Annotated in this window: 14 protein-coding genes; 9 read left to right on the top strand and 5 right to left on the bottom strand. The window is 61.0% G+C overall.

Annotated elements, in window-relative coordinates; genetic code table 11:
• The first annotated feature begins 156 nt into the window (after window positions 1-156).
• Complete coding sequence (locus EXV95_RS06920) at window positions 157-1,887, top strand: ATP-dependent endonuclease (protein WP_176886311.1); 1,731 nt, start codon at window positions 157-159, stop codon at window positions 1,885-1,887.
• Complete coding sequence (locus EXV95_RS06915; RefSeq protein WP_176886310.1) at window positions 1,877-3,304, top strand: UvrD-helicase domain-containing protein; 1,428 nt, start codon at window positions 1,877-1,879, stop codon at window positions 3,302-3,304. The genes EXV95_RS06920 and EXV95_RS06915 overlap by 11 nt, the downstream gene beginning before the upstream one ends.
• 26 nt (window positions 3,305-3,330) lie before the next feature.
• On the opposite strand, the gene EXV95_RS06910 is transcribed toward EXV95_RS06915, so the two are convergent.
• Window positions 3,331-4,500: an HNH endonuclease signature motif containing protein gene (locus EXV95_RS06910; protein WP_176886309.1), complete on the bottom strand. Its 1,170-nt coding sequence runs from the start codon at window positions 4,498-4,500 to the stop codon at window positions 3,331-3,333.
• Between the two features lie 30 nt (window positions 4,501-4,530).
• Between EXV95_RS06910 and EXV95_RS06905 the strand changes: the two genes are divergently transcribed.
• On the top strand, window positions 4,531-5,562 hold the full coding sequence (locus EXV95_RS06905) for a hypothetical protein (RefSeq protein ID WP_176886308.1): 1,032 nt from the start codon (window positions 4,531-4,533) through the stop codon (window positions 5,560-5,562).
• Between the two features lie 488 nt (window positions 5,563-6,050).
• The gene (locus EXV95_RS06900) at window positions 6,051-8,453 is read left to right on the top strand and encodes a DNA polymerase II (RefSeq protein ID WP_176886307.1); all 2,403 of its coding nucleotides are present in this window, start codon (window positions 6,051-6,053) and stop codon (window positions 8,451-8,453) included.
• A gap of 281 nt (window positions 8,454-8,734) precedes the next feature.
• On the opposite strand, the gene EXV95_RS06895 is transcribed toward EXV95_RS06900, so the two are convergent.
• The 4 genes from EXV95_RS06895 to EXV95_RS06880 form a co-directional block, all read right to left on the bottom strand.
• A complete protein-coding gene (locus EXV95_RS06895) occupies window positions 8,735-13,315 on the bottom strand; it encodes an NACHT domain-containing NTPase (protein WP_176886306.1) in 4,581 nt (1,526 codons plus the stop codon).
• A gap of 686 nt (window positions 13,316-14,001) precedes the next feature.
• Window positions 14,002-14,805 (bottom strand): DNA/RNA non-specific endonuclease, encoded by an 804-nt coding sequence (locus EXV95_RS06890; protein ID WP_255484942.1) that lies wholly within the window; start codon window positions 14,803-14,805, stop codon window positions 14,002-14,004.
• Between the two features lie 286 nt (window positions 14,806-15,091).
• Window positions 15,092-16,390, bottom strand: coding sequence for a Y-family DNA polymerase (locus EXV95_RS06885; RefSeq protein ID WP_176888980.1), 1,299 nt, complete (start codon window positions 16,388-16,390; stop codon window positions 15,092-15,094).
• Window positions 16,391-16,410: 20 nt separating this feature from the next.
• Entirely contained in the window at window positions 16,411-16,857 is a 447-nt protein-coding gene (locus EXV95_RS06880) for a LexA family transcriptional regulator (RefSeq protein WP_010465837.1), read from the bottom strand.
• Window positions 16,858-16,893: 36 nt separating this feature from the next.
• Here EXV95_RS06880 and EXV95_RS06875 point away from each other — a divergent pair, with 36 nt between their 5' ends.
• The 5 genes from EXV95_RS06875 (at window position 16,894) to EXV95_RS06855 (ending at window position 23,866) form a co-directional block, all read left to right on the top strand.
• On the top strand, window positions 16,894-17,583 hold the full coding sequence (locus tag EXV95_RS06875; protein ID WP_176886305.1) for an SOS response-associated peptidase: 690 nt from the start codon (window positions 16,894-16,896) through the stop codon (window positions 17,581-17,583).
• Between the two features lie 50 nt (window positions 17,584-17,633).
• Entirely contained in the window at window positions 17,634-17,834 is a 201-nt protein-coding gene (locus EXV95_RS06870; protein ID WP_176886304.1) for a type II toxin-antitoxin system VapB family antitoxin, read from the top strand.
• Between the two features lie 834 nt (window positions 17,835-18,668).
• Window positions 18,669-20,414, top strand: coding sequence for a class I SAM-dependent DNA methyltransferase (locus tag EXV95_RS06865; protein WP_176886303.1), 1,746 nt, complete (start codon window positions 18,669-18,671; stop codon window positions 20,412-20,414).
• Window positions 20,411-21,754, top strand: coding sequence for a restriction endonuclease subunit S (locus EXV95_RS06860; protein ID WP_176886302.1), 1,344 nt, complete (start codon window positions 20,411-20,413; stop codon window positions 21,752-21,754). The genes EXV95_RS06865 and EXV95_RS06860 overlap by 4 nt, the downstream gene beginning before the upstream one ends.
• 21 nt (window positions 21,755-21,775) lie before the next feature.
• Window positions 21,776-23,866: a DUF4357 domain-containing protein gene (locus EXV95_RS06855; RefSeq protein WP_176886301.1), complete on the top strand. Its 2,091-nt coding sequence runs from the start codon at window positions 21,776-21,778 to the stop codon at window positions 23,864-23,866.
• The last annotated feature ends 97 nt before the right edge of the window (window positions 23,867-23,963 follow it).

Raw genomic sequence — 23,963 nt, 5'->3', positions numbered from 1 at the left:
TGAGTGATCGGGTCGTTGCTTTGTCGCCCGACTCGGCGGCACCATATTTGCCGTGGACGACCCGCTTTGACTCACCGGGCACTGACTGGTGCGGCGAACCAGGTCGGGATAGAACAGATGCTTGGTGGCATAGTGCATTGCGATCTTGGGAGGAAAATGGCGCGAATCCGACGGCTGGAAATCCGCAACTTCCGCTCAATCAAGACGCTCGATTGGGCGCCTTCACCCGGCATTAACTGCCTAATCGGTCCAGGCGACAGTGGCAAGTCAACCATCCTTGACGCCATTGATCTCTGTCTGGGCGCGCGGCGCAGCATTGGCATCGCCGACACGGACTTCTATGGGCTTGTCGTCACCGAGCCCATCGTCATCACGGTGACCGTGGGTGGCCTGTCAGACGAGCTGCTAAGTCTGGAAGCCTATGGCGAGTTTCTGCGGGGGCATGACGCAACGACAGGGCAGATTGAGCCGGAACCCAGGGCCGACATCGAGACCGCATTGACTCTACGCCTCGAGATCGGCTCTGACCTGGAACCGTCGTGGCTTCTGTACTCAGAGAGGGCGCAAGAGCAAGGCCTGGAACGTGGGCTCGCCTGGAAGCATCGCACCGCGCTGGCGCCGGCGCGCATCGGCAACTACACCAGCACTCATCTATCTTGGAGCCGTAGCTCCGTGCTCAACCGGCTGACTGACGAACGCCCCGATCTTGGCGCCGAGTTGGCTCGTGCAGCACGGGACGCGAGGACAGGGTTCGGCAACCAGGCGGGAGCCCAACTGGCCGAGACCCTCCAGGTCGTGACGCGTACCGCCACCACGCTGGGCGTGCCGGTGGGCCGGGCCCAAGCGATGCTGGACGCGCACGCGGTCTCCATTGGAGATGGTGCGATCGCACTGCACAGTGAAGCCGGCATCCCGCTGCGCTCGCTGGGAACGGGATCGGCACGTCTGCTGATGGCGGGACTGCAGCGCGAGGCCGCTCAAGCAGCGACCATTGCCCTCGTGGACGAAGTCGAGTTCGGCCTGGAACCCCACCGGCTCAAGCGCCTGCTCGATTCCCTAGGTGCCAAGGACGCAAACCTGCCCCTGCAGGCATTCATGACGACGCACTCGCCAGTTGCATTGCGCGAACTATCCGGCAACCAGCTGTTCATCGTCCGGCGCGAGGGTGATGGCCATGTCGTGCGCCCTGCGGGCGTAGCGGATCACGTACAAAGCATTCTGCGCACGGATCCAGAGGCTTTCCTTGCGAAGTCGATCCTGGTCTGCGAAGGGGCCAGCGAGATCGGACTGGCGCGAGGCCTCGACCAATACGGCGTGGAGGATCACAACCGGACGTCGTTCTTCGCGCTCGGCGGCGCGTACGTCAACGCAGGCGGTAGCACACCGGACCAGTGTCTGGACAAGGCGCTCGCCTTGCGCCGGTTGGGCTACAACGTGACTGCATTCATCGATGCAGACAAGCCGCCGACACCGGCGCTCCTTGCGACCCTCGCCGCCGAGGGTGTTGGTCTCCTCACCTGGCGGGCAGGCCGCGCGTTGGAGGATGAACTGTTCATCAGCATGGCGGACGCAGCGATCGACTCCCTGCTCGGCTACGCCATCGAACGCATTGGTCGAGATGATGTGGCCGAGCACATTCGGTCCAAGTCCGAAGGTCAGCGGACCCTCGAAGCCATCGAGGCTGAGAGAGCAGCGCCGGGGAGCTATTCGCCGGCGACACGCGAGCTCCTGGGACGTGCGGCGCGGGTCAGCAAGAACGGCTGGTTCAAGTCCGTGTCTGCATATCAGCATGTCGGTCGCACTATCGTGGGTCCGCAGTGCGAAAACTCGGAGGCCGGATTTCTTGAGGTGTTGAACCGGCTGTGGGGTTGGACCCATGCCGCCTGAACTCGATCTGACCGCGGTCGCTCGCGGATCGGTCACTGCGCCGGCGGGCTGCGGCAAGACGCAGCTCATCGCCGATACGCTGGCGGCGCACGCTGGCAGCAAGCCCATTCTGGTCTTGACCCACACCAATGCCGGTGTCGCGGCATTGCGGGCTCGCATGGTCAGGGCGGCCATCCCCAGCTCGGCCTACCGGATATCGACGATCGATGGCTTCGCGATGCGACTCGCCGGGAAGTTTCCGCTGCGCTGTGGCCTTCCTGCCCAGACGCTGGAACTCGCAAATCCAGGCCAGGACTATCCGGCTATTCGAGAGGCCGCAGCAAACCTGCTGCAAGCCGGACACATCAACGCGCCGCTTCGGGCTACCTACGCAAGGCTGCTGGTTGATGAATACCAGGACTGTAATGCGGCACAACATCGACTTGTAGCCTGGGCTGCGCAGACGCTGCCAACGTGCGTGCTCGGTGATCCCATGCAGGCGATCTTCGGGTTCGGTGCCAATCGCCTGGTCAACTGGCAAGTCGATGTCCAAGCGCAGTTTCCTTCCGTCGGCATGCTGCAGACACCTTGGCGCTGGCGGCTGGCTGGCACCGAGGAGTTGGGGCAATGGCTGCTGAACGCGCGGGCAGTGCTCCAAGCCGGACAGCCTGTAGACCTGCAGGGGGCGCCAGCCGAAGTGCAATGGGTGCAACTCGCCGCGGCGACGGCCGAAGAGCAGCGCCGGGCAGCAGCAAGGACGCGCGGGCGCAACGCGCAGGACAGCGTGCTCATCATCGGAGACGCGATGAATGTCCGTGGGCGCTACCAGCTGACCAGCCAGACACCTGGCGCGACGGTTGTGGAGCGCGTGGACCTTGTGGAGCTCATCCAGTTCGCACGAGTCTTTGACCTAGCAGGTGCCAATCCGCTGGGGCAAGTGGTCGAGTTTGCCGCTTGCCTGATGACCGGCGTGGGGGCGGCCGCGCTACTGGAGCGTGTGCGCGTTCTGCGGCATGGCAGGCCTCGCAGTCCACCGTCACCGATCGAGGCTGCAGCCCTGGCGTTTGCTCAGGGTCCCAGCTTCGCGGAGGCTTCTCGTTTGCTGCAGGCCTTCGCTCGGCAGCCGGGCACTCATGTATACCGTCCCGAAGTGCTGAGCTGCTGCCAGGCTGCCATGCACGTCGCCGCTCGTGGCACTTGCACGTTTCACGCGGCAGCACTTCAAGCGCGCGAGCGTCACCGTCATATGAGCCGGCCGGTTGCTCGACGGTCAGTTGGCAGCACCTTGTTGCTCAAAGGACTGGAGGCAGATGTTGCGGTTGTGCTTGAGCCACAGGCGATGAGCGCTGCACACCTGTATGTTGCGCTGACGCGAGGCGCGCGGCAAATCGTGGTTTGCTCGGCTACCAGCATGCTTATGCCACGCCCGGGCACTTAAAGCCGCGGGCTCCTTCTTCGCAGCATCTATTCGGCATCGGTGTAGCCCCAATCGCCTATGTCATCGGACTCTTCATCGTCCCAGCCGCCGAAGGGACTGATCAATCCGGCTTTATAGAGCCCCGCTTCATAGGTGCGCGTCTTCAGACCCTCCAGGGCATTCCGCATGCCGATCACAGTACCGATGATGTGCAGCTTGCCCCCGTCCGCGCGCTTTAACGTCTTGACCTGCACGAGGCTGCCGATGTACTGCACGCCGCGCAGCCAGCCGGTCCACGCCGAATTCGAGGTTGCCTCTCGGCGGTCGAAATCGAAAGTGATCTCTACACGGTTGGCTGATCGCCGTGCGCGGACAGCCTGCATGTTCGCTGGCGCTTGCAGAATGTCTGCGAAGATGTGGCGTCCCTGAACATAGATAAGGTCGCCCGGGAGCACGGCCGCCTTCAAGGGGCCACGATCCAGATCGTCGGAAATGTTCCTTACGGCCGTGCAGCTGAGCAGCTCATAGAGCATCGCCTTGGCGTACCGATAGAGTGCCATGCGATGCAAGCCGTCGTAGATGTAGCCGCCGTCTGGCGCTGTCGCGGTGATGTCGCCGTCCTCGTTGCACACTCCGGCGCGCTCGGCCTGTACTCGCCCCGGCAAGCCGGCGAGATCGACACCGTTCGCGCGTGCAAGCTCGGCCAGGCGCAGGTGATTGAAGTAGTTCCACTGATCGGACTGCAGCTGCGTGCCCATCTGGATCGCTTGTGCGTCGTCACGCCCAGCCTGTTCTTCCCAACGCCGCTTGACGTCGCGCAGCCGAGCAGCGTTCAATGAGATCTGCAGATCGTGCGTCGAGTGGGCTTCACCGTGGTGCTCGGCGCACAACACGGCTAGGTTCCCCGCCGTGTGGTCATGAGTCTTCGCCCAAGGCTCGATGTGATGCACGATAACTGGCCGATCTGGAGTGCGGCAGACACAGCAGGCCCACCGGTTTGCATACAGCACCTGATTCAGGACGTCGGATGGGATCGCGGGCCTGGCCCCGGCGCGCAGATTTTTCATGACCGCGTCGGAAACTCCCAGCGCGCTCAGTTCCTTATTAGTCGCGGTTTGAAGCTTGGCAGCAGTCCAACCGCGGGCGCGTAAGTGAGCGGCCTGGTCGCTTGGCATGCCGCGCGCGATCAGCGCAATATCGGTCCGGTTTCCATTCATATTGAGAACTATATGAGAGCAGTAGGCTAGATGCCAGCCATGCTGGGCATCCGCACGAGGGACAGCCTTCGACACGTCAATTCCAACCAAGCCGTACGGTATGCTCAATCAAACAAGTATGGAGAGAGTATGGACTTCAGAGGGCGTCGTGTTGTAGCGCATAACGTTTGGCCAGTCGCCACAGAGTTTCGGGCAGAAGCCGAGTTCAAGGACAAGATCGCTTCCGAGAACGGCCTGGCTCCGTTCAAGACGATTGCCCTCGCCGCCAACTCGAGCCCGCCCTACCAGCGGTGCGTTGGTCACTTGATCGACGGTTTGGACGCTATGCCGAACCGGCCCGATTACCTGTTCGATCATTGCGTCAAGGTGATGGATCTCGCCCAGAGGCACCTGGCGCAGGGGAAGGGTCTGCGTGGCGTGATGGAGAGCCTGCCTGCTGCCTTGCTCGCACAGGACTCGACTTCATGGAACGAAATCGCCAAGCAGATGGGCCAAGCCATCCCGCGTGTCACCGTGGATTTCCTAGCAAAGCGTCTTCTGCAGGCTTATCTTGGCCAGGGTGAGAAGCCTAACCAGCTTAGAGATCGGGCTGAGACCGCGATGGGGCAGGTGCTCTACAACGCCTTTTGCAAGAAGTATTCGACCGACTCCAGCGGAAATACGCTGCAAGACTTCGGCGTCAACATTCCTAGGGCCGGATCTTTTTTGCGCCTGTACCTCTCAGGTGAGCTCGGCACCCGCAAAAAGAAGGCGTCCGCAGCAGTTCTCAACTTGACCACCAACGCAATACCGGTCCTGACACGGATGCAGGTCATCCTCTCTCTACTCCTCTTCACGGTCCGCAATGAGCGCGCGCATGGAGCTGTGATCAGTCCCTTCCGAACCAGCAAAGCCAACTTGGAACGGTATGAAAGCTACTACTACCTCATGCTCGCAGCGTACGTTTTCGCGCTGGGGACCTTGGTCTTGCGTTTCCCTGGCAAGAGCGTGACCTCGCCTGCCATCCTGGCCGGGTGCCTCGAGAATTTAGCGTTGCAGCATTCGTTCTTCGCGCTCAAGTGACCTGAGCTTGCTAACGGCGTACGACCTCCCCCATCGAGGACTGTTGGAGCTGTTCTACGCGACAGTTCATTCGATTTGAATGCTAAGGGCCTCTGGCAAAGTCTGACGTGCCACACGTCTACCTGCGTGATTCATAAGCGAGCATCCCGCTTCGCGCGCGTAGACGCTGTCGGAGTTATTTGTCCTGAGCGTCTGTAATCAGCCTCAAGCGGTCGGGACACACAGTGCGCACCGTGACTTCCCAAAAGTGAGCATGGCTCGGTGACGCCGCCGCACTTGGTCAGAACCACGCCCAAATGCGGCGCAGCAATGCAGGCGCCGGTCGGGCGGGACGGAATACGTAGCGGGATGGTTTGTGCATGGCCTTCTCGTTGTCGATTTTTTCGATACTGTACAAAACATCAGTATTATGCGCAAGAGCACCACGCGGCTCCCCCATCTCGCCCAAGGCGTCAGAATTGACGCGCTAGCATTCTCTGCACCACCTAATGTCCTCCGCCCTCGCACCCACCGAACTCCGGGGCTTCATCCTCACACGCCATTGGCGCGATCTCCCAGACGGCACCGAGATCGAATACTGGCTGTCCACCGACGAGGGGCCGAAGAAGGTGTTTCTGACACAGCAGACCTCGGTTGCCTTCCTGCCGGCCCGCCATCGGGCTGCAGCACAGGCCCCACTGGCGAGCCAGAAGGGTCTGGAGGTCAGGGAGCTCGATCTGAAAACCTTCGAGCAGGAGTCCGTTCTTGGTGTCTATGCCCGCAGGTTCCGCGATCTCGGCAAGCTGGCGCGCGCTCTACAGCCTCTGGGGATACCTCTGTACGAAGCGGATATCCGCCCGCACGACCGCTACCTTATGGAGCGGTTCATCACGGCCGGTGTTCTGGTAGAGGGAGGCCGGCGCGAAGGCTCGACCATCATCGACGGCAGGTTGAAGCCGGCGTACGGCTGGCGCCCGGTGCTGAAGGTGGTGTCGCTGGACATCGAAACGAGCGCGACCGAGGAGCTGTACTCCATCGCTTTGGACAGTGCGGGCGACCGGGTGGTCTTCATGCTGGGGGTGGCGCCAGAACCAACTTTGGTGTCGGAACCAGCTGCGTTCCCGGTGGACTTCAGGCTTGTTTATTGCCCGAATCGCCGGGAGATGATCGAGCAGCTCAATGTCTGGTTTGCGGACCATGACCCGGACGTCATCGTCGGTTGGAACGTGATCCAGTTCGATCTGCGGGTGCTGCAGAAGGCGGCCGACGCGTGCTCCGCGCAGCTGCTGCTCGGACGCGAACGCCGTCCCATTGCATGGCGGATCCACCCGGGTCGGCAGGGCTACCTGTTCGCGCCCATGCCCGGACGCGTGGTTGTCGATGGTATCGAAGCATTGCGGGCAGGCATGTGGAGCTTCCCGTCGTTCAGCCTCGAAGCGGTCTCGCAGACACTGCTCGGCGAGGGCAAGGAGATCGGAGACGCCTACGACAAGATGGCTGAGATCGAGCGGCGCTACCAGGAAGACAAGCCCGCGCTGGCCAGCTACAACATCCGCGACTGCGCGCTCGTCCTGCGCATCTTCGACAAACTGGAGCTGCTGCCGTTCGTGCTGGAGCGAGCACAGACGACAGGCTTACAGATAGATCACTTCGGCGGCTCCATCGCCGCATTCAGCCATCACTACCTGCCGCGCATGCACCGCCTGGGCTACGTGGCGCCCAACGTGGGTGACATCGCGGCCAAGGCTTTTCCCGGCGGCTATGTGATGGACTCCACGCCAGGCTTCTATGATTCCGTCGTGGTCCTGGACTACAAAAGCCTGTACCCCTCCATCATCCGGACCTTCATGGTGGACCCAGTGGGCCTGGCAGAGGGAGAGAGCGCCAACATCCAGACCGGGTTGGTGCAAGGGCCACAAGGCACGCTGTTCTCGCGCGAGAAGCACTGCCTGCCGGACATCGTGACCACGCTCTCGAATGCCCGGGACGAGGCCAAGCGGGCGCGCAACCAGCCGCTGTCGCAGGCCCTGAAGCTGCTCATGAACTCCTTCGCCGGTGTGCTGGGTGCGTCGGAATGCCGCTTCTTCAACCCGAAGCTGGTGTCCGCCGTGACCCTACGCGGCCACGAGGTGATGAAGCTCACCCGGGCATTCGTGGAGCAGTGTGGATACGAAGTCATCTACGGAGACACCGACTCCATCTTTATCTGGCTCAAGCGCACCTATTCCAATGCCGAGGCGCACGCCATTGCGGTCGGCCTGGTGCAGGAGATCAACGCCTGGTGGACCTGCAAGCTGCGTGAAGAGCAGCAGCTGGAGAACTTCCTCGAAATCGAGTTCGACACCCACTACGCCAAGTTCTTCATGCCCACCATCCGAGGCTCGGATGTCGGCAGCAAGAAGCGCTACGCCGGCCTGAGCGTCGATGAAAAGGCGCGGGAGGAGATGGTCTATCGCGGACTGGAGATGGCCCGCAGCGACTGGACCCCACTGGCACGTCAGTTCCAGGAGGGCTTGCTGACTCGCATTTTCCACGGAGAGCCCTATCGGGCCTTTGTGGCCGACTATGCGCGGTCGATGCTGGAGGGCCAGATGGATGCGCTGCTCGTTTACCGCAAACGCCTGCGCCACCGGCTCGATGCCTACGAGGTCAACGTGCCGCCTCAGGTGCGCGCGGCGCGCATCGCTGATGCACACAACGCGAAGTTGAACCGTCCCCAGCAGTACCAGCGTGGAGGCTGGATCGAGTACGTGATGACGCAGAGCGGCCCCGAACCCCTGGAGGCCCGGCATTCGCGCATTGACTATGAGCACTACCTCGTCAAGCAACTCCAGCCCATTGCCGACGCGATTCTCCAGCCATTGGGCGACAGCTTTGTGGCGTTGACGAGCGCGCAGAAGGTGCTGTTCTAGGGGGCGGGTAAAGACCTGGGGTGATCCCCACAATGGAATGGCCGACCAGTAGAGGGTGCCGTGGCGGCAAAGCATTGCTGCTGCCCATTCGGCTTTAGCCTATTCGCGCTGGACGACAGTTTTGCAGCGATTGCAGACCTTCGCGCCAAGTTTGAAAGGGACTGCTTCCGGCTCAAACGGACACTCATCATCAGTCGGCCCATCGCCGCGAGCCGAGTAGCGAGCTTTCCGATGGGAGCCTCAGCCGCAAACGAATCGGTTTCAGCGCCACCGTGCTGGCGTCAGGCGCCCGGCCGCTCGGCCGCCTGAAGCCACTCGCCAAGCATCGAGGTCGGCAAGGACAGGAACAAGTCCTGCAGAGCGACGACTCGTCGAAGCATCTCCCCACTGTCCGAAGCCTCGCGCTCTTCCGCCTCCCTGAACAGAGACGTGAGCAGGGCCCCAAGCGGCTTTTGGTCGTAGAACGGCGTCCTGTCTTGGGCCTTGCAGATGCCGGCAATGACCTCCGCGATCTCGAGCGCTTGGTCCGGGTCAATCTCGGCGAAGCGGCTAAGCCACTCGTCAATCCCAGGAGCAAGATTGCCGCCGGGCTCCGGACCCACGCCACCGTTAAGGTACACAGAGCGGAACAAACCCAGCGGAATACGCAGTACGGGAGATTGTTCCCGGAACAATGCGCTCATACGCTGAAGCAGCGGCGCGTGTGCCACGGCATGGGAGGCGGCGGCAATCATCCCTGAGAAACATTCAGACGCATGGGTGGCGTTGCCTGCGTTAGCGACCCACACCGAGATGGCGCCATCCCATGCGGATGCCTCAGCACGCTGCGCTAGCTTCTCACGCAGGACCTGCGGAGCGAGCTGCCCCTCAAGGACAGCGAGCGCAGACAAACGCGCCCAGACCTTCAGTACAGCTGGCAGGTCGGAGTTCTCCATCCTGTCGATGTACGGCTTCGCGCGCGCGAAGAGCTTGCCCGTCGCGTAGTACAGCGTGTGAGCTGCGTACTTCCAAACCCGCTGATCGTTCGCAGAAAACGCCGCATCGAACAGTTCCCATCCCAGCTCGCTCTTCGTCTGCAGATAGGCCAGTTGCCGAACGACTACCGCGCGCACGGCGGGATGGCAGTCTTGCGCTAGGCGCCGGAGCGCTGGTGCCAAAAGGGCGGGCAATTCCCGCCCCTCCTCAACCAGGCGACTCGCCAGCGAGAGGAGCCCTTCCGCCAGTTCGCCGCGCGAGCTATTGATGGCCGTCGAAATCAAATCATCGTCCTGCCGCTCGCCGCAAGGCGGGTCTTCCGCCCTGATGTGCGCAGGTGCGAGGAAAGCCACACGTGCCGCGTGGTCGTCGCTCGACGCCACCGATGCGCAGCCAGATAGCGCCGTTGCCCCCTCCCGCCTTCCGGTCCAGAAGGCCGGGTGCCGCTCCAGTTCCACCAGCAGCAACTCCAGGATTTCCGAGCGGTCGACATCTTCCTTGGCCCTCCACTCCGAGTTCTGGAAGTTGCCGTACCGATATCGCAGGTAGTGCGCTGCGCCATCGAATACCGCCCGCTTCGACGGATCGGGCAGGTCATGCCAACGCAGCGCAAGGAGCTCGAGAAAGCGACGGGGCGCCGCACTTGAAACCGAGTGCAGCAGTCGATTGACCGACTCGAAGCCGCCAACAAGTTCGTGGAATGGACGGGGGCCGTTCCCGAGGGTCATGCTGCTGTCCAGCAAGGCAACCAGCGCATCGTCGCTGAGTCCCATCAGCTGGTCTGCGTGAAACGGAGCGCCCACCATACCGCTTGAGGAGTAGATGTCCGGCCTGCCGTCAGGTGGTGGAAGTTCGGCCGCCATGCGGGCAATGACCGACGTCGCGATTGGCGAGCGCAGAAACGCTGGAATTCGAGTAAACAACTCATATCGCTCGACCTCCACCCAGTGCTTGGACCGGCTCTCGTACTCGCTGAGCCTTTGGAGTATGTGCCGTTCGGCAAGTTCGATCGCCTCGTCGAGAAAGGGGGCCACCGCCGAGATCAATCGACCCAGCTCGTAGCGATCCGTCAGCCGCGGGCGTCGATCATCGGCAAAGAACTGCTTGGCCGCGTCGGCGTTGCGCTCTGGACAGTCGGTCATTGCCAGAACGCCGATGTAGCGCAAGGCGCCACAGTCGGCCAGGCAGATCCTGAGTGCGTTGGTGCTCCACCAGTCATCATGAGCCTTCGCGCGCTTGAGGATGGCGGCCTCGATCGACCGCACCAACCTTTGCAGGGGCGACACATGCCGCAGCGCATGATTGGAGTGTGTGACCGAATAGCTCGTCTCTTCGCGCAGTTCATTGTTTGGCCCTTCTGCCACTTCGCCAGGGGCAGAGCGGGGGCCGAGCGCGAGATTCCTGCTCCAGGACTCGAGGGTCGACACGGCCAGGCTCAGCAGAGCATCGGAGTCGGCGAAGCGCTGGAGCAGGTCCTTGTCGTGCCTGAAATTCGATTCACCGCATTTCAGCTTCTCCTCGATCTCGCTGTCCCTGCTCGGGTTCGTCGGTACGTCCCCGGCGATGTACTTCCAGACGAGGGCGTCACCCCGAGCATCGTGATGCGTCCACTGCAGTAGAAAGTCGCCCAAAGAGTCGTGCTCCCCAGACGGCAGACTGAGCAGGCTCTCCAGGAGTGCCTGAGCATCGACCTTCTCGAGATGCTTGAAGCCGCGGACCATGTAGCTGAACTGGCCTCGAAGGTTCCTTTCCTTCGCCACACTGGATGCGGCAAGCCGCGTCCAGAATGCAAAGACGCCCGCGGGATCGTCATTGACCCATGCCTGCAGTTTCCGGAAGTGGATTCCAAGCCACCTCGTATCGCCATCGGCATCCAGCATGGGCACCAGGTTGCGCATCCAGAAGTGGTGCCAGGCCAATTTGTGCCCGTGGTCGTACACCGACGCGAAGTGCTCCGGATGTTTGCGGAACAGGTGCCGTACAAGGTTCCAGTCGCGATCATCAGGTTCACAAGCGGCATACGACTCGCCGATCAGCCGCTTGATGTGGAACGCCACGTCGCTGTCGAAGACTGCTCGAACCTGCGCGCCGAAGTTTGCACGGTCGGTCAAGCGGAGGTGCGTGAAGAACGCGCGGATCGCTGGCCTGATGAAGGGCACGGGCTGCAACGACTGGATGAACTCAAGCAAGCCCAGACCACGGCGGATGCCATCGCGAACCGCAAGCGCATCGAGCAGTGTCTGGTGTCCGAAGCCGACGTCGCCGCGCCCGCTTTCGAAAAGCACGTTGGCACTGCACAAGCGGGCCAACAGGTCATCGCTGGCCTGTACCCTGCTACGCCGCAGTTGATGACGGCGCTGGGTCAGCATCTCGTTGGCCATCGTCTCGATCGCAATCATCGCCGGTGTGCCCAGGTTCGAATCCCCGGCAATCACGATGTCCAGATAGAGGTCGGTCAGTTCCTGTGCGCTGGATAGGCTCTTCCGCTTGGACCTGGTGGCGACATCCGCAAAGAGCGCCAAGTTGCGGGGGTTGCCGAGCAGTTCCCGCGTTGACGCATCAAGGGCGGCAGTGTCGACGCCGAGCCCGCTCAGCAGCGGCTCGACAACATCGCTCCAATCCAGCAGGCCGATCTCGACCGTTTGGTCCCAGCGCCGATCTGCCAGTTTCCAGTTGTATTGCAGGTCGAAGCTGCGGCAGGCCACAACGACACAGGCATCAGGAATCATCCTCAAGCGATCAATGAGGTTCAGGAAATAGGTCAGGCACTGCGTCTCGCGATTCAGCGAGAGTACGTCCAGTGAGTCGATGATGACGACGGCGCGTTTCCATTGGGACATTGCCGACACCAGCGCAGGAATGTCGGGATCCAGGCCCAGAGCCACGCGGCCCTCCTGGTCGTTGGCGTCGGCGTAGTCGCGCGCCTGCAGGAAGAGCGTGGCGACGTCGGTGCGCGCTTCCAGTTCCTCCGCGAGTTGCAGCAGCACGCAGGTCTTGCCCGCTCCCGGACCGTCGGTCAGCAGGACGCTCCCACCGGCGGCGATTGCCTTCCTCAGGTCCGCCACCGCAGTGCGCTCGATCCGCTTACCGGCGATCTCGCGCCGCCACTGGCGCCCGATGGCCGACATTCCTCTTAGCTTGCCCTCTACATCCGCCTGGACGCGTGGGGGGGCAATGGCACACCCCTTGTCCTGAAGAATCTGGAGCAACTCGCTTCGCGAAATGCGATGGGTCTCGGCGACCAGGGATGGATCGGCCGTGCGGGCGCCCAGCCCATCGAGCACGGCCCAAAGCGCGTTGTAGGCATCGTCCACACGGGTGACCTGCTGAGCAAGGTCCAGCTTCAGATGAGTTTGGAGTTCACCAAGCCCGCGGGTCGGGTCAAACCTGATCCTCCGCAGCAGCGCGTGAACGTCGTGTGTGCCCTTTGCAAGAGCATCCGTCCATGCAGCGTTCAGTTTGGCCAGCTCGGCTGAAAGCGCCTTCGGGAAGCCGCTCTGAAATGCAGCCAAGTCTGGCGTCTGATGTGCCCGCTCAACCAATCGTCCGAGATCGCCGAAGTCTGCTCGCGAGTAGAAGCGTACTTCCACATTCGGTTCAGCCATCAAGTGTTCAGCTGCTTTCTTGAGATCTTCTTCGAGCTCGGTCACCTTCCAAGCGGTGAATCCAGGCTCGTTCTTTTTGCATTGGCAGCAGATCTCGTGGCCAGAGGCCTGACCAAGAATGACGTCGTCGACTGGCGCCGGTATGCCTCCCGAGATGACTCGGGTCGAGTCGAGTTCCATCCAGACAAGGTCCGGGTCCTTGATCATTCGAATCGCCCAGTCCATGGCGACGCAAACTTGGTAGATGTCGCCGCGACTGGAGCGTGTGCCCGCAAGGCTCATGCTTCTTCTCCCTAATGCTGTGGTTTGCTGTTCATGTTGTAGCTGATGGCCGCCCGATCCAGCCTAGCTCGTTGTTCTCGCTGCGGTGAAGTCTGTCGGGGCCGCGACGCCAGCCGCGGCTCGTAGCTTCGCAGTGGAGTCTCGCCTCCATGTTAGGGCTGTGAATCGCTCGCGCCAAGCCACGCCTTCCGCCCGGCGCCATGTCCCGGCGGCGTTGTTCCGGCAGGGCCAGGCATCGGGTACGCAGGTAAGCCCGGCTACCCGGTGCAGGCGTTCGAGGGTCTCTTCGCGCAACAGCACGACGTTGCTCTCATCCGGGGGCGCCTTGACGAGTAGTTCCCCCCCGGTCGAGTCGCGCAAGAAGTCCCCTGAGTTCGGTCTGTTCTGCAGATCGAGCGCCCGCGCGAGCCAGCTGGCAGGTACGTACGCGCGCATCGCCGATCCAACACCCGAATCTAGTTCATCTGCCGCTGCCTCGGGACGACCCGGGAGTGCCCGGTGACAGGCCCACAGCCGACGCTCGCGCCGCGGGGGCGAGTGACTGAAACCAGCCTAAAACAGTCGGTCACCCCATGATGAGCTGGTCGGTGTCCAGCACGCGACCCTTGATCGAGATGTACGACGCCGTCCGCGCACTGATGTGTCGCTCCCCTGTGCCGTCAGGATCGGATAAGTGACGAAGGCTATCAAGGCTGAGGGGAGACTCCTGGGAGAAATTCCACCCCCGTCCTCTTCACCAGCTCCTGGTAGCTGATCGGCCGATCCACCGTTTCCCCCTCCCGGTTCTCCTGCCAATGCGCCCAGGCCCTGTGGGCGGTTGCGTCGTACACCAGCTTGTACAAATAGGTCGGCACCTTTACCCCATTGGCGCCAATGCGTGGCCCCTCATCCGTGAACATCGGCCCGGTGATCACGAACACATCCCCCTTGGCCCGCTTCACGTAATGCCGCGTGTCCTGCTCGATCTTGTTCCATGCGCCGCCGTTGTGCTGGGCATTCTGCGGGACCATGTTCGCCAGACTGAAGCTCTGTGCCATTGCCGTGGGCGTGGCCATATCTCCCGCAGGTGCCATGTGCCCTCGGGAGTAACCTGAGTTCTTGTAGTCCTCCAGCTCCGCCCGCTCGCTGCTCGGGAGCCGCGCATCCGCGAAGAACCGTTTAGCCCGTTTCTCGTTGGCCCCCTCCAGTATTTGCCGATTCAGCCGTTGGGCTACAAACACCGGTGTCTTGGTGGTGCCTGAATGCAACACCGCAAAAGCCTCATAGCAAAGCTCCCGCAACTGCGGCCGGGGCGTGATGGCCGGCGGTGTGCCGCTCGCAAAGAACTGCGGGCATTGCGCAAAAGAGGTGGGCTCGGGCGTGAGCAGCGCCGCACTGTCGAACTGCGGAAACCGTGCCCAGGAAAGATTGGGGAGAGCAACGCCGGCAAGAGTCAGTGCCAGCACTGCTGCCAGGCGCACGCGGACTGTACAAGAGAACAAACGATTCACAGAAGGGATGAGCAAGTGGAATAAAAGGAGCCCGATTGGAGCACCGTTCGTTGCTCACTTGTGAACCGAATGCCCAGACCTCGCAGGGTTTCCCAGCTGTCCCAGCTGTCCCAGCTATCCCAGCTATCCCAGCTATCCCAGCTATCCCAGCTAGGCAAGCTAGGCAAGCTAGGCAAGCTAGGCAAGCTAGGCAAGCTAGGCAAGCTAGGCAAGCTAGGCAAGCTAGGCAAGCTAGGCAAGCTATACGAGCTATACGAGCTTTTTCCTCGTGGTCCTGATCCCTGTGTCAGGCCCGCGCCACCGGCACATCCTCCCACCGCGTTGTGTACTGCGGCGTGCGCCTCTCCTGCTTCATCCCCCAGTCCTTGCCCTTGTTGGTGCCGCCAGTGGCGCCTGAATGCACAGTGCCCTTGCCGTACCGCTGGTTGAGCGTGTCCAGCGCCACCATCAGCTTCGTGCGGTCCCGGTGGTCTTCATCCTCCAGATCCAGCTCGCCCTGCAAAACGCTGCCCGGCACCAGGTCCAGGAGCATCACCCCGGCCTTGGCCATCTTGTAGCCTGGCTCGTAGATGCGCCGCATGCCTGCGGATGCCGCCCACACGAGCTTGCCGGTGTCTGCCGTTGGGCGGCGCAGCGGTACCACGATGCTGCGGTTGAACCGTGGTCCGGGCCGGAACGGGGAGGTGTGGCAGAACACCAGCAGCTGGCTGGCCAGGCTGCCTTGCTTGCGCAACTTCTCGGCCGCGCGGCTGGCGAACTCGCTCACGGCCTCCACAAGCGGCGGCAGCTCGGTCACGGCGTGCCCGAATGACCGGGTGCAAGCAATCTCTTTCTTGGGCGCGGGCGCATCATCCAGGTCAATGCACTGCATGCCCTGCAACTCGCGCACCGTGCGCTCAAGCACCACGCTCCAGCGCCTGCGCACGGTGGCCGGGTGCAGCCGGGCCAGGTCCAGCACGGTATGCACGCCACCCTCGTGCAGCTGCGCCGCGATCTTGCGGCCCACGCCCCAGACTTCTTCCACCATCGTGGCGGCCAGCACGTCGTCCAGGTCCTGGGCGGGCAGGGCGGTCAGGTTGCACACCTGGGCCAGCTCGGCCGGGTAGCTGCCCGGTTTGCGCTCGGCCGTTTTGGCGATGTAGTTGGCCAGCTTAGCCAGCGTCTTGGTCTGGCCGATACCGATGCCGCAGGGGATGCCCACCCACTGGTTGATGCGGTCGCGTATGGCCTGGCTGCGTTTGGTCAGGTCGCCCCGCACTCCTTGCAGGCCGATGAACGACTCATCGATGCTGTAAATCTCCTGCGTGGGACCCAGGCCCGCCGCCAGGCTCATCATGCGGTCGCTCATGTCGCCGTACAGCGTGAAGTTCGCACTCAGCGCCACCAGGCCGTGGGTCTCTTCCATGTGCCGTATCTGGAACCACGGCGCCCCCATCTTGATGCCCAGCGCCTTGGCCTCATTGCTGCGGGCAATGGCGCAGCCATCGTTGTTGCTCAATACGACCACCGGGCGGCCGTTCAGGCTGGGGCGGAACACCCGCTCGCAGCTCACGTAAAAATTGTTGCCATCCACCAGCGCATACATGCTGGCCTCCATCCATCAGATCAGGTGGGAAACAGCTTCACGCACCCACTCACCACACCCCACACCTCAATGGTCTGGCTGTCGCGGGGGATGATGTCGGGATAGGTGGGGTTGGCCGCGCGCAGCTTGATGCGGCCGGCGCGCTGGTGCAAAAACTTCACCGTGCATTCGCCGTCCACAATGGCCACCACGATGTTGTTGTGCTTTGGCTTGATCGCCCGGTCCACGGCAATGATGCAGCCGTCATCAATGCCCGCGTCACGCATCGAGTCGCCCCGCACCCGCCAGAAGTAGGTGGCCTGGGGGTGCTTCACCAGCAGTTGCATGATGTCCAGCCGCTCCACCACGAAGTCGTCAGCAGGCGATGGAAACCCCGCGCGCACACTCACGCCGCACACAGGCAGGGCGAGCACCTGCACAGCCGCGTCATACGGTACGGGCAGGGGGGAATCCAAAAAGCTGTACATATTCACAGTATAGCCATCTGCTGCCAGAATGTTGCCATGTGTACCTACTACGAGGTCCCGGGCCGCGAGCAGCTGGTGCTGCACTTCGGTGACGTGCCCGAGGAAGAGTGGCGCGACAAGATGAGCCCGCTGTACCGTGGGCCGTTCCTGCGGACCAAGGGCGACACAGGGGGCGAGCTGGTGGTGGGGCAGTGGGGAATGATCCCGCCAAACTCCAAAACACACATCCCTACAGGCAAGGACGGCAAGCGCCTGAGCACCGTCAACGCGCGGCGCGAAGGCATGGCCAAGTCATGGACCTTCGGCGGCCCCTGGCGCAAGGGGCAGCGCTGCATCATTCCGGCCCAGCTGTACGTCGAACCCTACTGGGGGACCAAGAAGCACATCCCCTGGCAGTTCGAGCGCGCCGATGGAGAGCCGTGGGGTCTGGCGGGCTTGTGGAGCGAATGGACCGACCCGGCCACGGGCGAGGTGGTGCCCAGCTACACCATGATCACGCAGAACTGCGACGACGTTCCGGTGCTCAACCTGATGCACAGGCCCGACCCGAAGCGCGCGCCGGACATGCAGGACAAGCGCACGGTGGTACCGCTGGAACAGGGCGATTGGGACACCTGGCTGCACGGCACCGTGGAGGAGGCTGAGGCGCTTATCCGCTTGCCAAAGATCGAAACGTTCACACACGGGCCGGTAGATCGGAGCGTGGCGGTTGCCTTACCTGAATGACCCAGACACTGTAGGCTTGTGCCCAACGCCCATTTCCGTACGAGGTATGAATGCAGATCACCGTGACTATCGATGACGACCTGTATGCAAGGGCCTTGGAGTTAGCCGACCCTTCAATGGACCGGGAGGACCTGTTCAGTGAGGCCCTCAAGACCTTTGTTCGAGTTCAGAGTGCGAAAAGATTGATAGCACTTGGCGGAGCGGCGCCTGAAATGCAGGATGTAGCTCGGCGCCGTGAGAACGACGACTGATGCGGGTGGGCTGTTCGGTGGCCCTATAAGGATGCTCGTGGAGGAGCCAGGAAAAACGGCATGAAGGGCCTCGCCCGGACGCACTACGACATAGGGGTGCGAAGGTCGTGGTCGCTCCGGGAAGCTCTCACTCTCGGCGCGTTTCGGCGTTGCCAGGCATAGTCCAACGGTGACGCTGGTACCTCCAGTGTGGGTCCAGGGAGCGTTCCAACTCTGAGTGGCGTAGTTCAACGGTGACATTTCTACCCTCCGAACTCGATCCTGGACGGCCTCCGACAGCGACACGCATAGTTCAACGGTGACATTCATGGCTCTCAGGGGCGTTTTCGCCCCAAAAACCCCGGTCCGGGTGCGCTTCAACAGTGAAAACTGGGGGCATAGTTCAACGGTGACAGGCGTAGTTCAGCGGTGACAGTGGAGCCCTCGACACCCCAGTCCAGGATGCGATGCAATGGTGACATTTGTCGCCGGGTAGTGTTTTCTCCCTCAACCACCGTTGCCTCTCCACGTCATTCCTCCTCCAAAGTGGCGATGGCACACCCTTGGAGCATCATTGGACCGGGGTGCAGCGCAGTCGCCCTGAGTGCCAACCAGGTCCGCGTCTGCCCCGCTTGCCAATGCATGCTGATCGGCCAACCACTGTGGCGCAGTCTCGTCGTCCATAAATCTCCCAAGAATCGCGGTCTGCAACATGTGACCGACTGCATTCATTAGAGATCTGTGAGGTTGGATTACAGGGCGGACCGGGCGATAGAAACGCGGTCATGCGGCGGTTGTTCGACTTGGTGGCGCTGGCATACTGCTCCGATAAAAAATTGTCAGCACCGCTCTCGCATGAACCAACAAACCCTGTCCGCTTTCATCTGGTCTGTCGCCGATCTTCTGCGCGGCGACTACAAACAATCTGACTACGGCAAGGTGATCCTGCCTCTCACCGTGCTGCGCCGCCTTGACTGCGTACTAGAGACGACGAAGCCCGCTGTGCTGGCCGAGCTGGCAGCCAAGCAGGCCCAGGACCTCAACCCCGAGCCCTTCCTACTGCGCAAGGCCGGCCAGAGCTTTTACAACACCTCCACGCTGGACCTCAAAAAGCTGCTTGGCGACCCTGACCACATCGCCCAGAACCTGTTTAGCTACGTACAGGCGTTCTCGCCGGCAGTGCGTGACGTGTTCGAGCGCTTTGAATTCCACACCCAGGTCGAACGCCTGGCAAAGTCTGGGCTGCTGTACAAGGTCACCGAGAAATTTGCCCAGATCGACCTGCACCCCGAGGTCGTCAGCAACATGCAGATGGGCCTCGTGTTCGAGGAGCTGATCCGCAAGTTCGCGGAAATCAGCAATGAAACCGCCGGGGAGCACTTCACGCCGCGCGAGGTCATTAGGCTCATGGTGAACCTGATCTTCATCGAGGATGACGACATCCTGTGCAAGCCGGGTGTCGTGCGCACCATCTATGACCCGACCGCGGGCACAGGAGGCATGCTCAGCGTTGCTGGCGAATACCTGGCCGAGCACAACCCCAAAGCGCGCCTGACAGTCTTTGGCCAGGAGCTCAACCCAGAGTCCTACGCCATCTGCAAGGCCGACATGCTGATCAAGGGCCAGGACGTGGCCAACATCACGTTCGGCAACACGCTCAGCGACGACGGCCATGGCCACAAGAAGTTCGACTACATGCTGTCCAACCCGCCGTTCGGCGTGGAATGGAAAAAAGTCGAGAAAGAAGTGCGCAAGGAGCACGAACAGCAGGGCTACAACGGCCGGTTTGGCCCCGGCCTGCCCCGTGTATCGGATGGGTCGATGCTGTTCCTGCTGCACCTGCTCAGCAAAATGCGGCCTGCGTCAGAGGGCGGCAGCCGGTTCGGCATCGTGCTAAACGGCTCGCCACTGTTCACGGGCGGGGCTGGAAGCGGCGAGAGCGAGATCCGCCGCTACATGTTGGAGAACGACCTGTGTGAAGCCATCGTGGGGCTGCCCACGGACATGTTCTACAACACGGGCATCAGTACCTACGTTTGGGTAATCAGCAACCGCAAACCTGTTGCGCGCAAGGGCAAGGTCCAGCTGATCGACGCCAGCGGCATGTGGCAGAAGATGCGCAAGAGCCTGGGGTCAAAGCGCAAGGAGCTGAGCGACGCGCACATCGACCGCATCACCCGTCTGTTCGGCGACTTCGTCGAGGCACATGAAGACGACGGCACCCCCATCAGCCGCATCTTCGACAACGAGGCGTTCGGCTACCACACCATCACCGTCGAGCGCCCCCTACGCGACGAAGTGGGCAACGTGGTGCTTGGGGTCAAGGGCAAGCAAAAGGGCAAGCCGCAGCCCGATAGCGCACTGCGCGACACCGAGAACGTGCCCTACACCGAAGACGTGGGCGAGTATTTCAAGCGCGAGGTGCTACCCCACGCTCCCGATGCCTGGATCGACGCCGAGAAAACCAAGGTGGGATACGAAATTCCTTTCAACCGGCACTTCTACGTGTTTAAGCCACCTCGCCCACTGGCGGAGATTGATGCAGAACTGAAGCAAACCACCGACCGCATCCTAGACATGATCAAGGGGCTGTCGGCATGAGTTTTCCGCGATACCCGCAGTACAAGGACAGTGGGGTGGAGTGGCTGGGGGAGGTGCCTGCGCATTGGGGGATCGATCGCCTCAAGGCATCCATCATCAGCTCGAAGAATGGCATATGGGGTGATGACGCCAAGGGCGACGAAAACGACATCCCTTGCGTTCGGGTTGCAGACTTTGACCGTCAGAAGCTGCGGGCTGTATTGATGGAGCCCACCATCCGAAACGTCACCAGTAGGGAGCGTGAAGGGCGCTCACTGAAAAAAGGCGATCTGCTGCTTGAAAAATCGGGCGGAGGAGAGAACCAGCCCGTTGGATGCGTCGTCCTTTACGACGATGAACGCCCTGCCGTGTGCTCAAACTTCGTTGCCCGTGTGCAGTTGGCTCCCGGCATGGTTTCCTCTTTCTGGCGCTATGTACATGCCGCAGCGTATGCCGTCAGGCTCACGACTGGCTCAATCAACCAAACCTCTGGCATTCAAAACCTGGACCAAGATCGGTACTTCAACGAGCGCGCGGCATTCCCGACGCCCGAAGAACAAACCGCCATCGCCACGTTCCTCGACCGCGAAACCGCCAAGATCGACGCGCTGGTGACCGAGCAGGAAAAGCTGATCGCCCTGCTGCAGGAAAAGCGCCAAGCCCTCATCTCCCAAGCCGTGACCAAGGGGCTAGACCCGAATGTGCAGATGAGGGACTCGGGTGTGGAGTGGCTGGGGGAAGTGCCGGAGCATTGGGAGATTCGGCGTGTACGTGCCCTCTCCAGCTTTTTGACCAGCGGGCCGCGTGGATGGTCGGAGCGGGTCGGCGAAGTAGGTGCCAAGTTCATTCAAAGCGGTGACCTTACGGGCGATCTGTCCATTTCGTTCGACGATGCCAAACGAGTAGCGGTGAATGACGATGCTGAGGCAGCACGGACCAAGTTGGCCGACGGGGATGTAGTGGTTTGCATCACGGGCGCCAAGACAGGAAACGTAGCCGTGTGCGGTGCTGTCCCCGAAGATGCATACGTGAACCAACATCTCTGTCTCATCCGTCCCCGCCCGGACATACTGTCCGACTTACTGGCGATCTATCTGAAAAGTGACTCTGGACAGAGATATTTCGCTGTGGCGCAATATGGTTTGAAGCAGGGCATGAGCCTTGAAAATATCAAGGAAGCCCCAGTGCCTGTACCACCAGTCAACGAACAGCGGCAGATCGTTGATGTCGCACGGGATGCATCGAGAAGCATTGGCGCCCTCGTAAATGAAGCCCGCACCGCCATCAGCCTCCTGCATGAACGCCGCACCGCTCTGATATCTGCCGCCGTCACCGGTCAAATCGACGTTCGTCGCGCCTAAAGAACGCTCTGATAGGGAAGCATGACTCACACACTTACCGCCAAAGAGCAGTCGCTTGCCAAAATCTTCAGTGACGATTACGTTTTCACTATACCGGGTTACCAACGCCCATACGCCTGGGGCCGAGACCAAGCGCAAGAGCTGCTGGACGATTTGGTGGGCGCCCTTGCATCGGCTCCCGATCAACTTAGTGATGCTGCACCGTACTTTCTTGGCAGCATCGTGCTCATCAAGGCCGAGTCTTCACCGGAAGCGACGGTGGTTGATGGGCAGCAGCGGCTGACGACACTAACCCTCTTGCTATCTGCGATCCGCGCCACCGTTGATGACGAGGATTGGCAAAAGGACATTACCGGCTGCATCTACGAAAAGGGCAATCTGGTAAAGGCTACACAGGCGCGCTATCGCCTCTTGCTGCGTGAGCGCGACCGCGACTTCTTTCGCCAGTACGTGCAGCACGAAAACGGGCTGACTGACCTGGCGCGGCTGAACTCTGTGCTGCCCGATGCGCAGGTACGCTTGCGAACCAACGCCCTAGTGTTTATGGATGGGCTTGCCAAGCTGACGCAGACCGACTTAGTAAGACTGGTTCAGTTCATCATCACGCGTTGCTACTTGGTGACGGTGGCTACGCCAGACCTAGATTCGGCATACCGAATTTTCGGGGTACTTAACAGCCGTGGCCTGGATCTGAGCGCGACAGACATTCTCAAGGCCGAAATCATCGGCGGCATTGAACCAGTGCTTCGTGATGCCTACACGAAGAAGTGGGAAGACGAGGAAGAGGACTTGGGGCGTGAAGAGTTCGGTGACCTGTTCAGCCATATCCGAATGGTCTATCGCAAGGCCAAACCGCAGGGCACATTACTCAAAGAGTTCAAGGAACATGTAGTTGCGGAGAGACTGCCACGCAGCTTGATGGATGATGTGTTACTGCCGATGGCAAAGGCTTTCGCAGAGTTATGTGACGCAGACTACAGCAGCACGAAACATGCTGAGCAGGTGAATGAGCATCTTCGCTGGCTGAACCGGCTGGAGTTTAAGGACTGGGTGCCTCCTGCACTAGCCCACTTCGTGCGCTATCGCCAGAAGCCCGAGGTCATTCTCACCTTTTTTCGTGATTTGGAGCGATTGAGCTATTCGATGTTGGCTCGCAAGACTGGCGTCAATGATCGTATCGAGCGTTTCTCTGCACTAACGGGGGCCATAGAGGCAGATAGTGACTTGATAAATGCTACTTCGCCTTTGCAACTTTCACCCCAAGAGCAACAAGAAACATATGACGCTCTAAATGGTCCGCTGTACGCAACACATTCGCCTAGAGCGCTATCTTTGCTTTTGCTCCGGGTGGATCACCTCCTTTCCGACGGTAGCGCTAGTTATCAGCATTCCGTGGTGTCGGTTGAGCATGTCATGCCTCAGCAACCAGCCCCCAATAGCCAGTGGGCTAAATGGGTGGCGGATATGACGGCATACCAGTCATGGGTACATCGGCTTGGCAACCTCGCATTGCTTAGTCGAAAGAAGAATAGTTCCGCGAGCAACCGCGATTTCGCTTGGAAGAAGTCGGTCTATTTCACAAAGGGTGGTACGTCCGCGTTTGTATTGACAACTCAGGTTCTACAGCATGAAGACTGGACCGTAGCAGTAATGCAGCAGCGTCAAAGTGATTTGATTGAAGTACTTGAGGCTCACTGGCGTTTGCACGAGAGACAAACGCATGTTGATGTTGCGGACGCGATGCTTGTGAAGTTTGAAGATTCTGGCGATCAGGTAGTGTTTGAGTTGGAAAGCAAACGCTACGGCTTATCCGCCGCTGCCCAAGAGAAGGGTAAGGCGTTTGTGGTGCTGGCCGGCTCTCGGGCCAAACTCGGTTGGAAGGGGCAGCCCCATTCTTATCAACAGCTGCGTGATGAGTTGAAGAGTACGGGTGCGCTAGAGATTTCACCGGATGGAACCCACATGCTTTTTACAAGAGACACGTCATTCAAGAGCCCTAGTGCGGCTTCTGCAACCATCTTGGGGCGCACGGACAACGGACTCAACACTTGGCGCCTCAAAGGTAGCTCTATTACTTACCGGGCTTGGAAGGACAATCTGCCCACTGGGTAGACACAAGACTTGATGCGCACGGCTTACAGCGCTGGTGTTGTTCGCTTTATCCACCCCATTGATCAAATGCCGGGCAGCGGAAGAAGCATGTGAGTTC

The sequence above is a fragment of the Acidovorax sp. JMULE5 genome, from assembly GCF_013376875.1.
GTDB lineage: Bacteria > Pseudomonadota > Gammaproteobacteria > Burkholderiales > Burkholderiaceae_C > Acidovorax > Acidovorax facilis.
This window is presented reverse-complemented; position numbering and strand designations above follow the sequence as displayed.

What these genes read in the sequence shown, in the direction of transcription:
- EXV95_RS06885 (WP_176888980.1), bottom strand. Translation starts at nt 16,390, where the DNA reads ATGTATGCGCTGGTGGATGGCAACAATTTTTACGTGAGCTGCGAGCGG.
- EXV95_RS06895 (WP_176886306.1), bottom strand. Translation starts at nt 13,315, where the DNA reads ATGAGCCTTGCGGGCACACGCTCCAGTCGCGGCGACATCTACCAAGTT.
- EXV95_RS06910 (WP_176886309.1), bottom strand. Translation starts at nt 4,500, where the DNA reads ATGAATGGAAACCGGACCGATATTGCGCTGATCGCGCGCGGCATGCCA.
- EXV95_RS06880 (WP_010465837.1), bottom strand. Translation starts at nt 16,857, where the DNA reads ATGTACAGCTTTTTGGATTCCCCCCTGCCCGTACCGTATGACGCGGCT.
- EXV95_RS06870 (WP_176886304.1), top strand. Translation starts at nt 17,634, where the DNA reads ATGCAGATCACCGTGACTATCGATGACGACCTGTATGCAAGGGCCTTG.
- EXV95_RS06860 (WP_176886302.1), top strand. Translation starts at nt 20,411, where the DNA reads ATGAGTTTTCCGCGATACCCGCAGTACAAGGACAGTGGGGTGGAGTGG.
- EXV95_RS06865 (WP_176886303.1), top strand. Translation starts at nt 18,669, where the DNA reads ATGAACCAACAAACCCTGTCCGCTTTCATCTGGTCTGTCGCCGATCTT.
- EXV95_RS06900 (WP_176886307.1), top strand. Translation starts at nt 6,051, where the DNA reads ATGTCCTCCGCCCTCGCACCCACCGAACTCCGGGGCTTCATCCTCACA.
- EXV95_RS06875 (WP_176886305.1), top strand. Translation starts at nt 16,894, where the DNA reads ATGTGTACCTACTACGAGGTCCCGGGCCGCGAGCAGCTGGTGCTGCAC.
- EXV95_RS06905 (WP_176886308.1), top strand. Translation starts at nt 4,531, where the DNA reads ATGCCAGCCATGCTGGGCATCCGCACGAGGGACAGCCTTCGACACGTC.
- EXV95_RS06855 (WP_176886301.1), top strand. Translation starts at nt 21,776, where the DNA reads ATGACTCACACACTTACCGCCAAAGAGCAGTCGCTTGCCAAAATCTTC.
- EXV95_RS06915 (WP_176886310.1), top strand. Translation starts at nt 1,877, where the DNA reads ATGCCGCCTGAACTCGATCTGACCGCGGTCGCTCGCGGATCGGTCACT.
- EXV95_RS06920 (WP_176886311.1), top strand. Translation starts at nt 157, where the DNA reads ATGGCGCGAATCCGACGGCTGGAAATCCGCAACTTCCGCTCAATCAAG.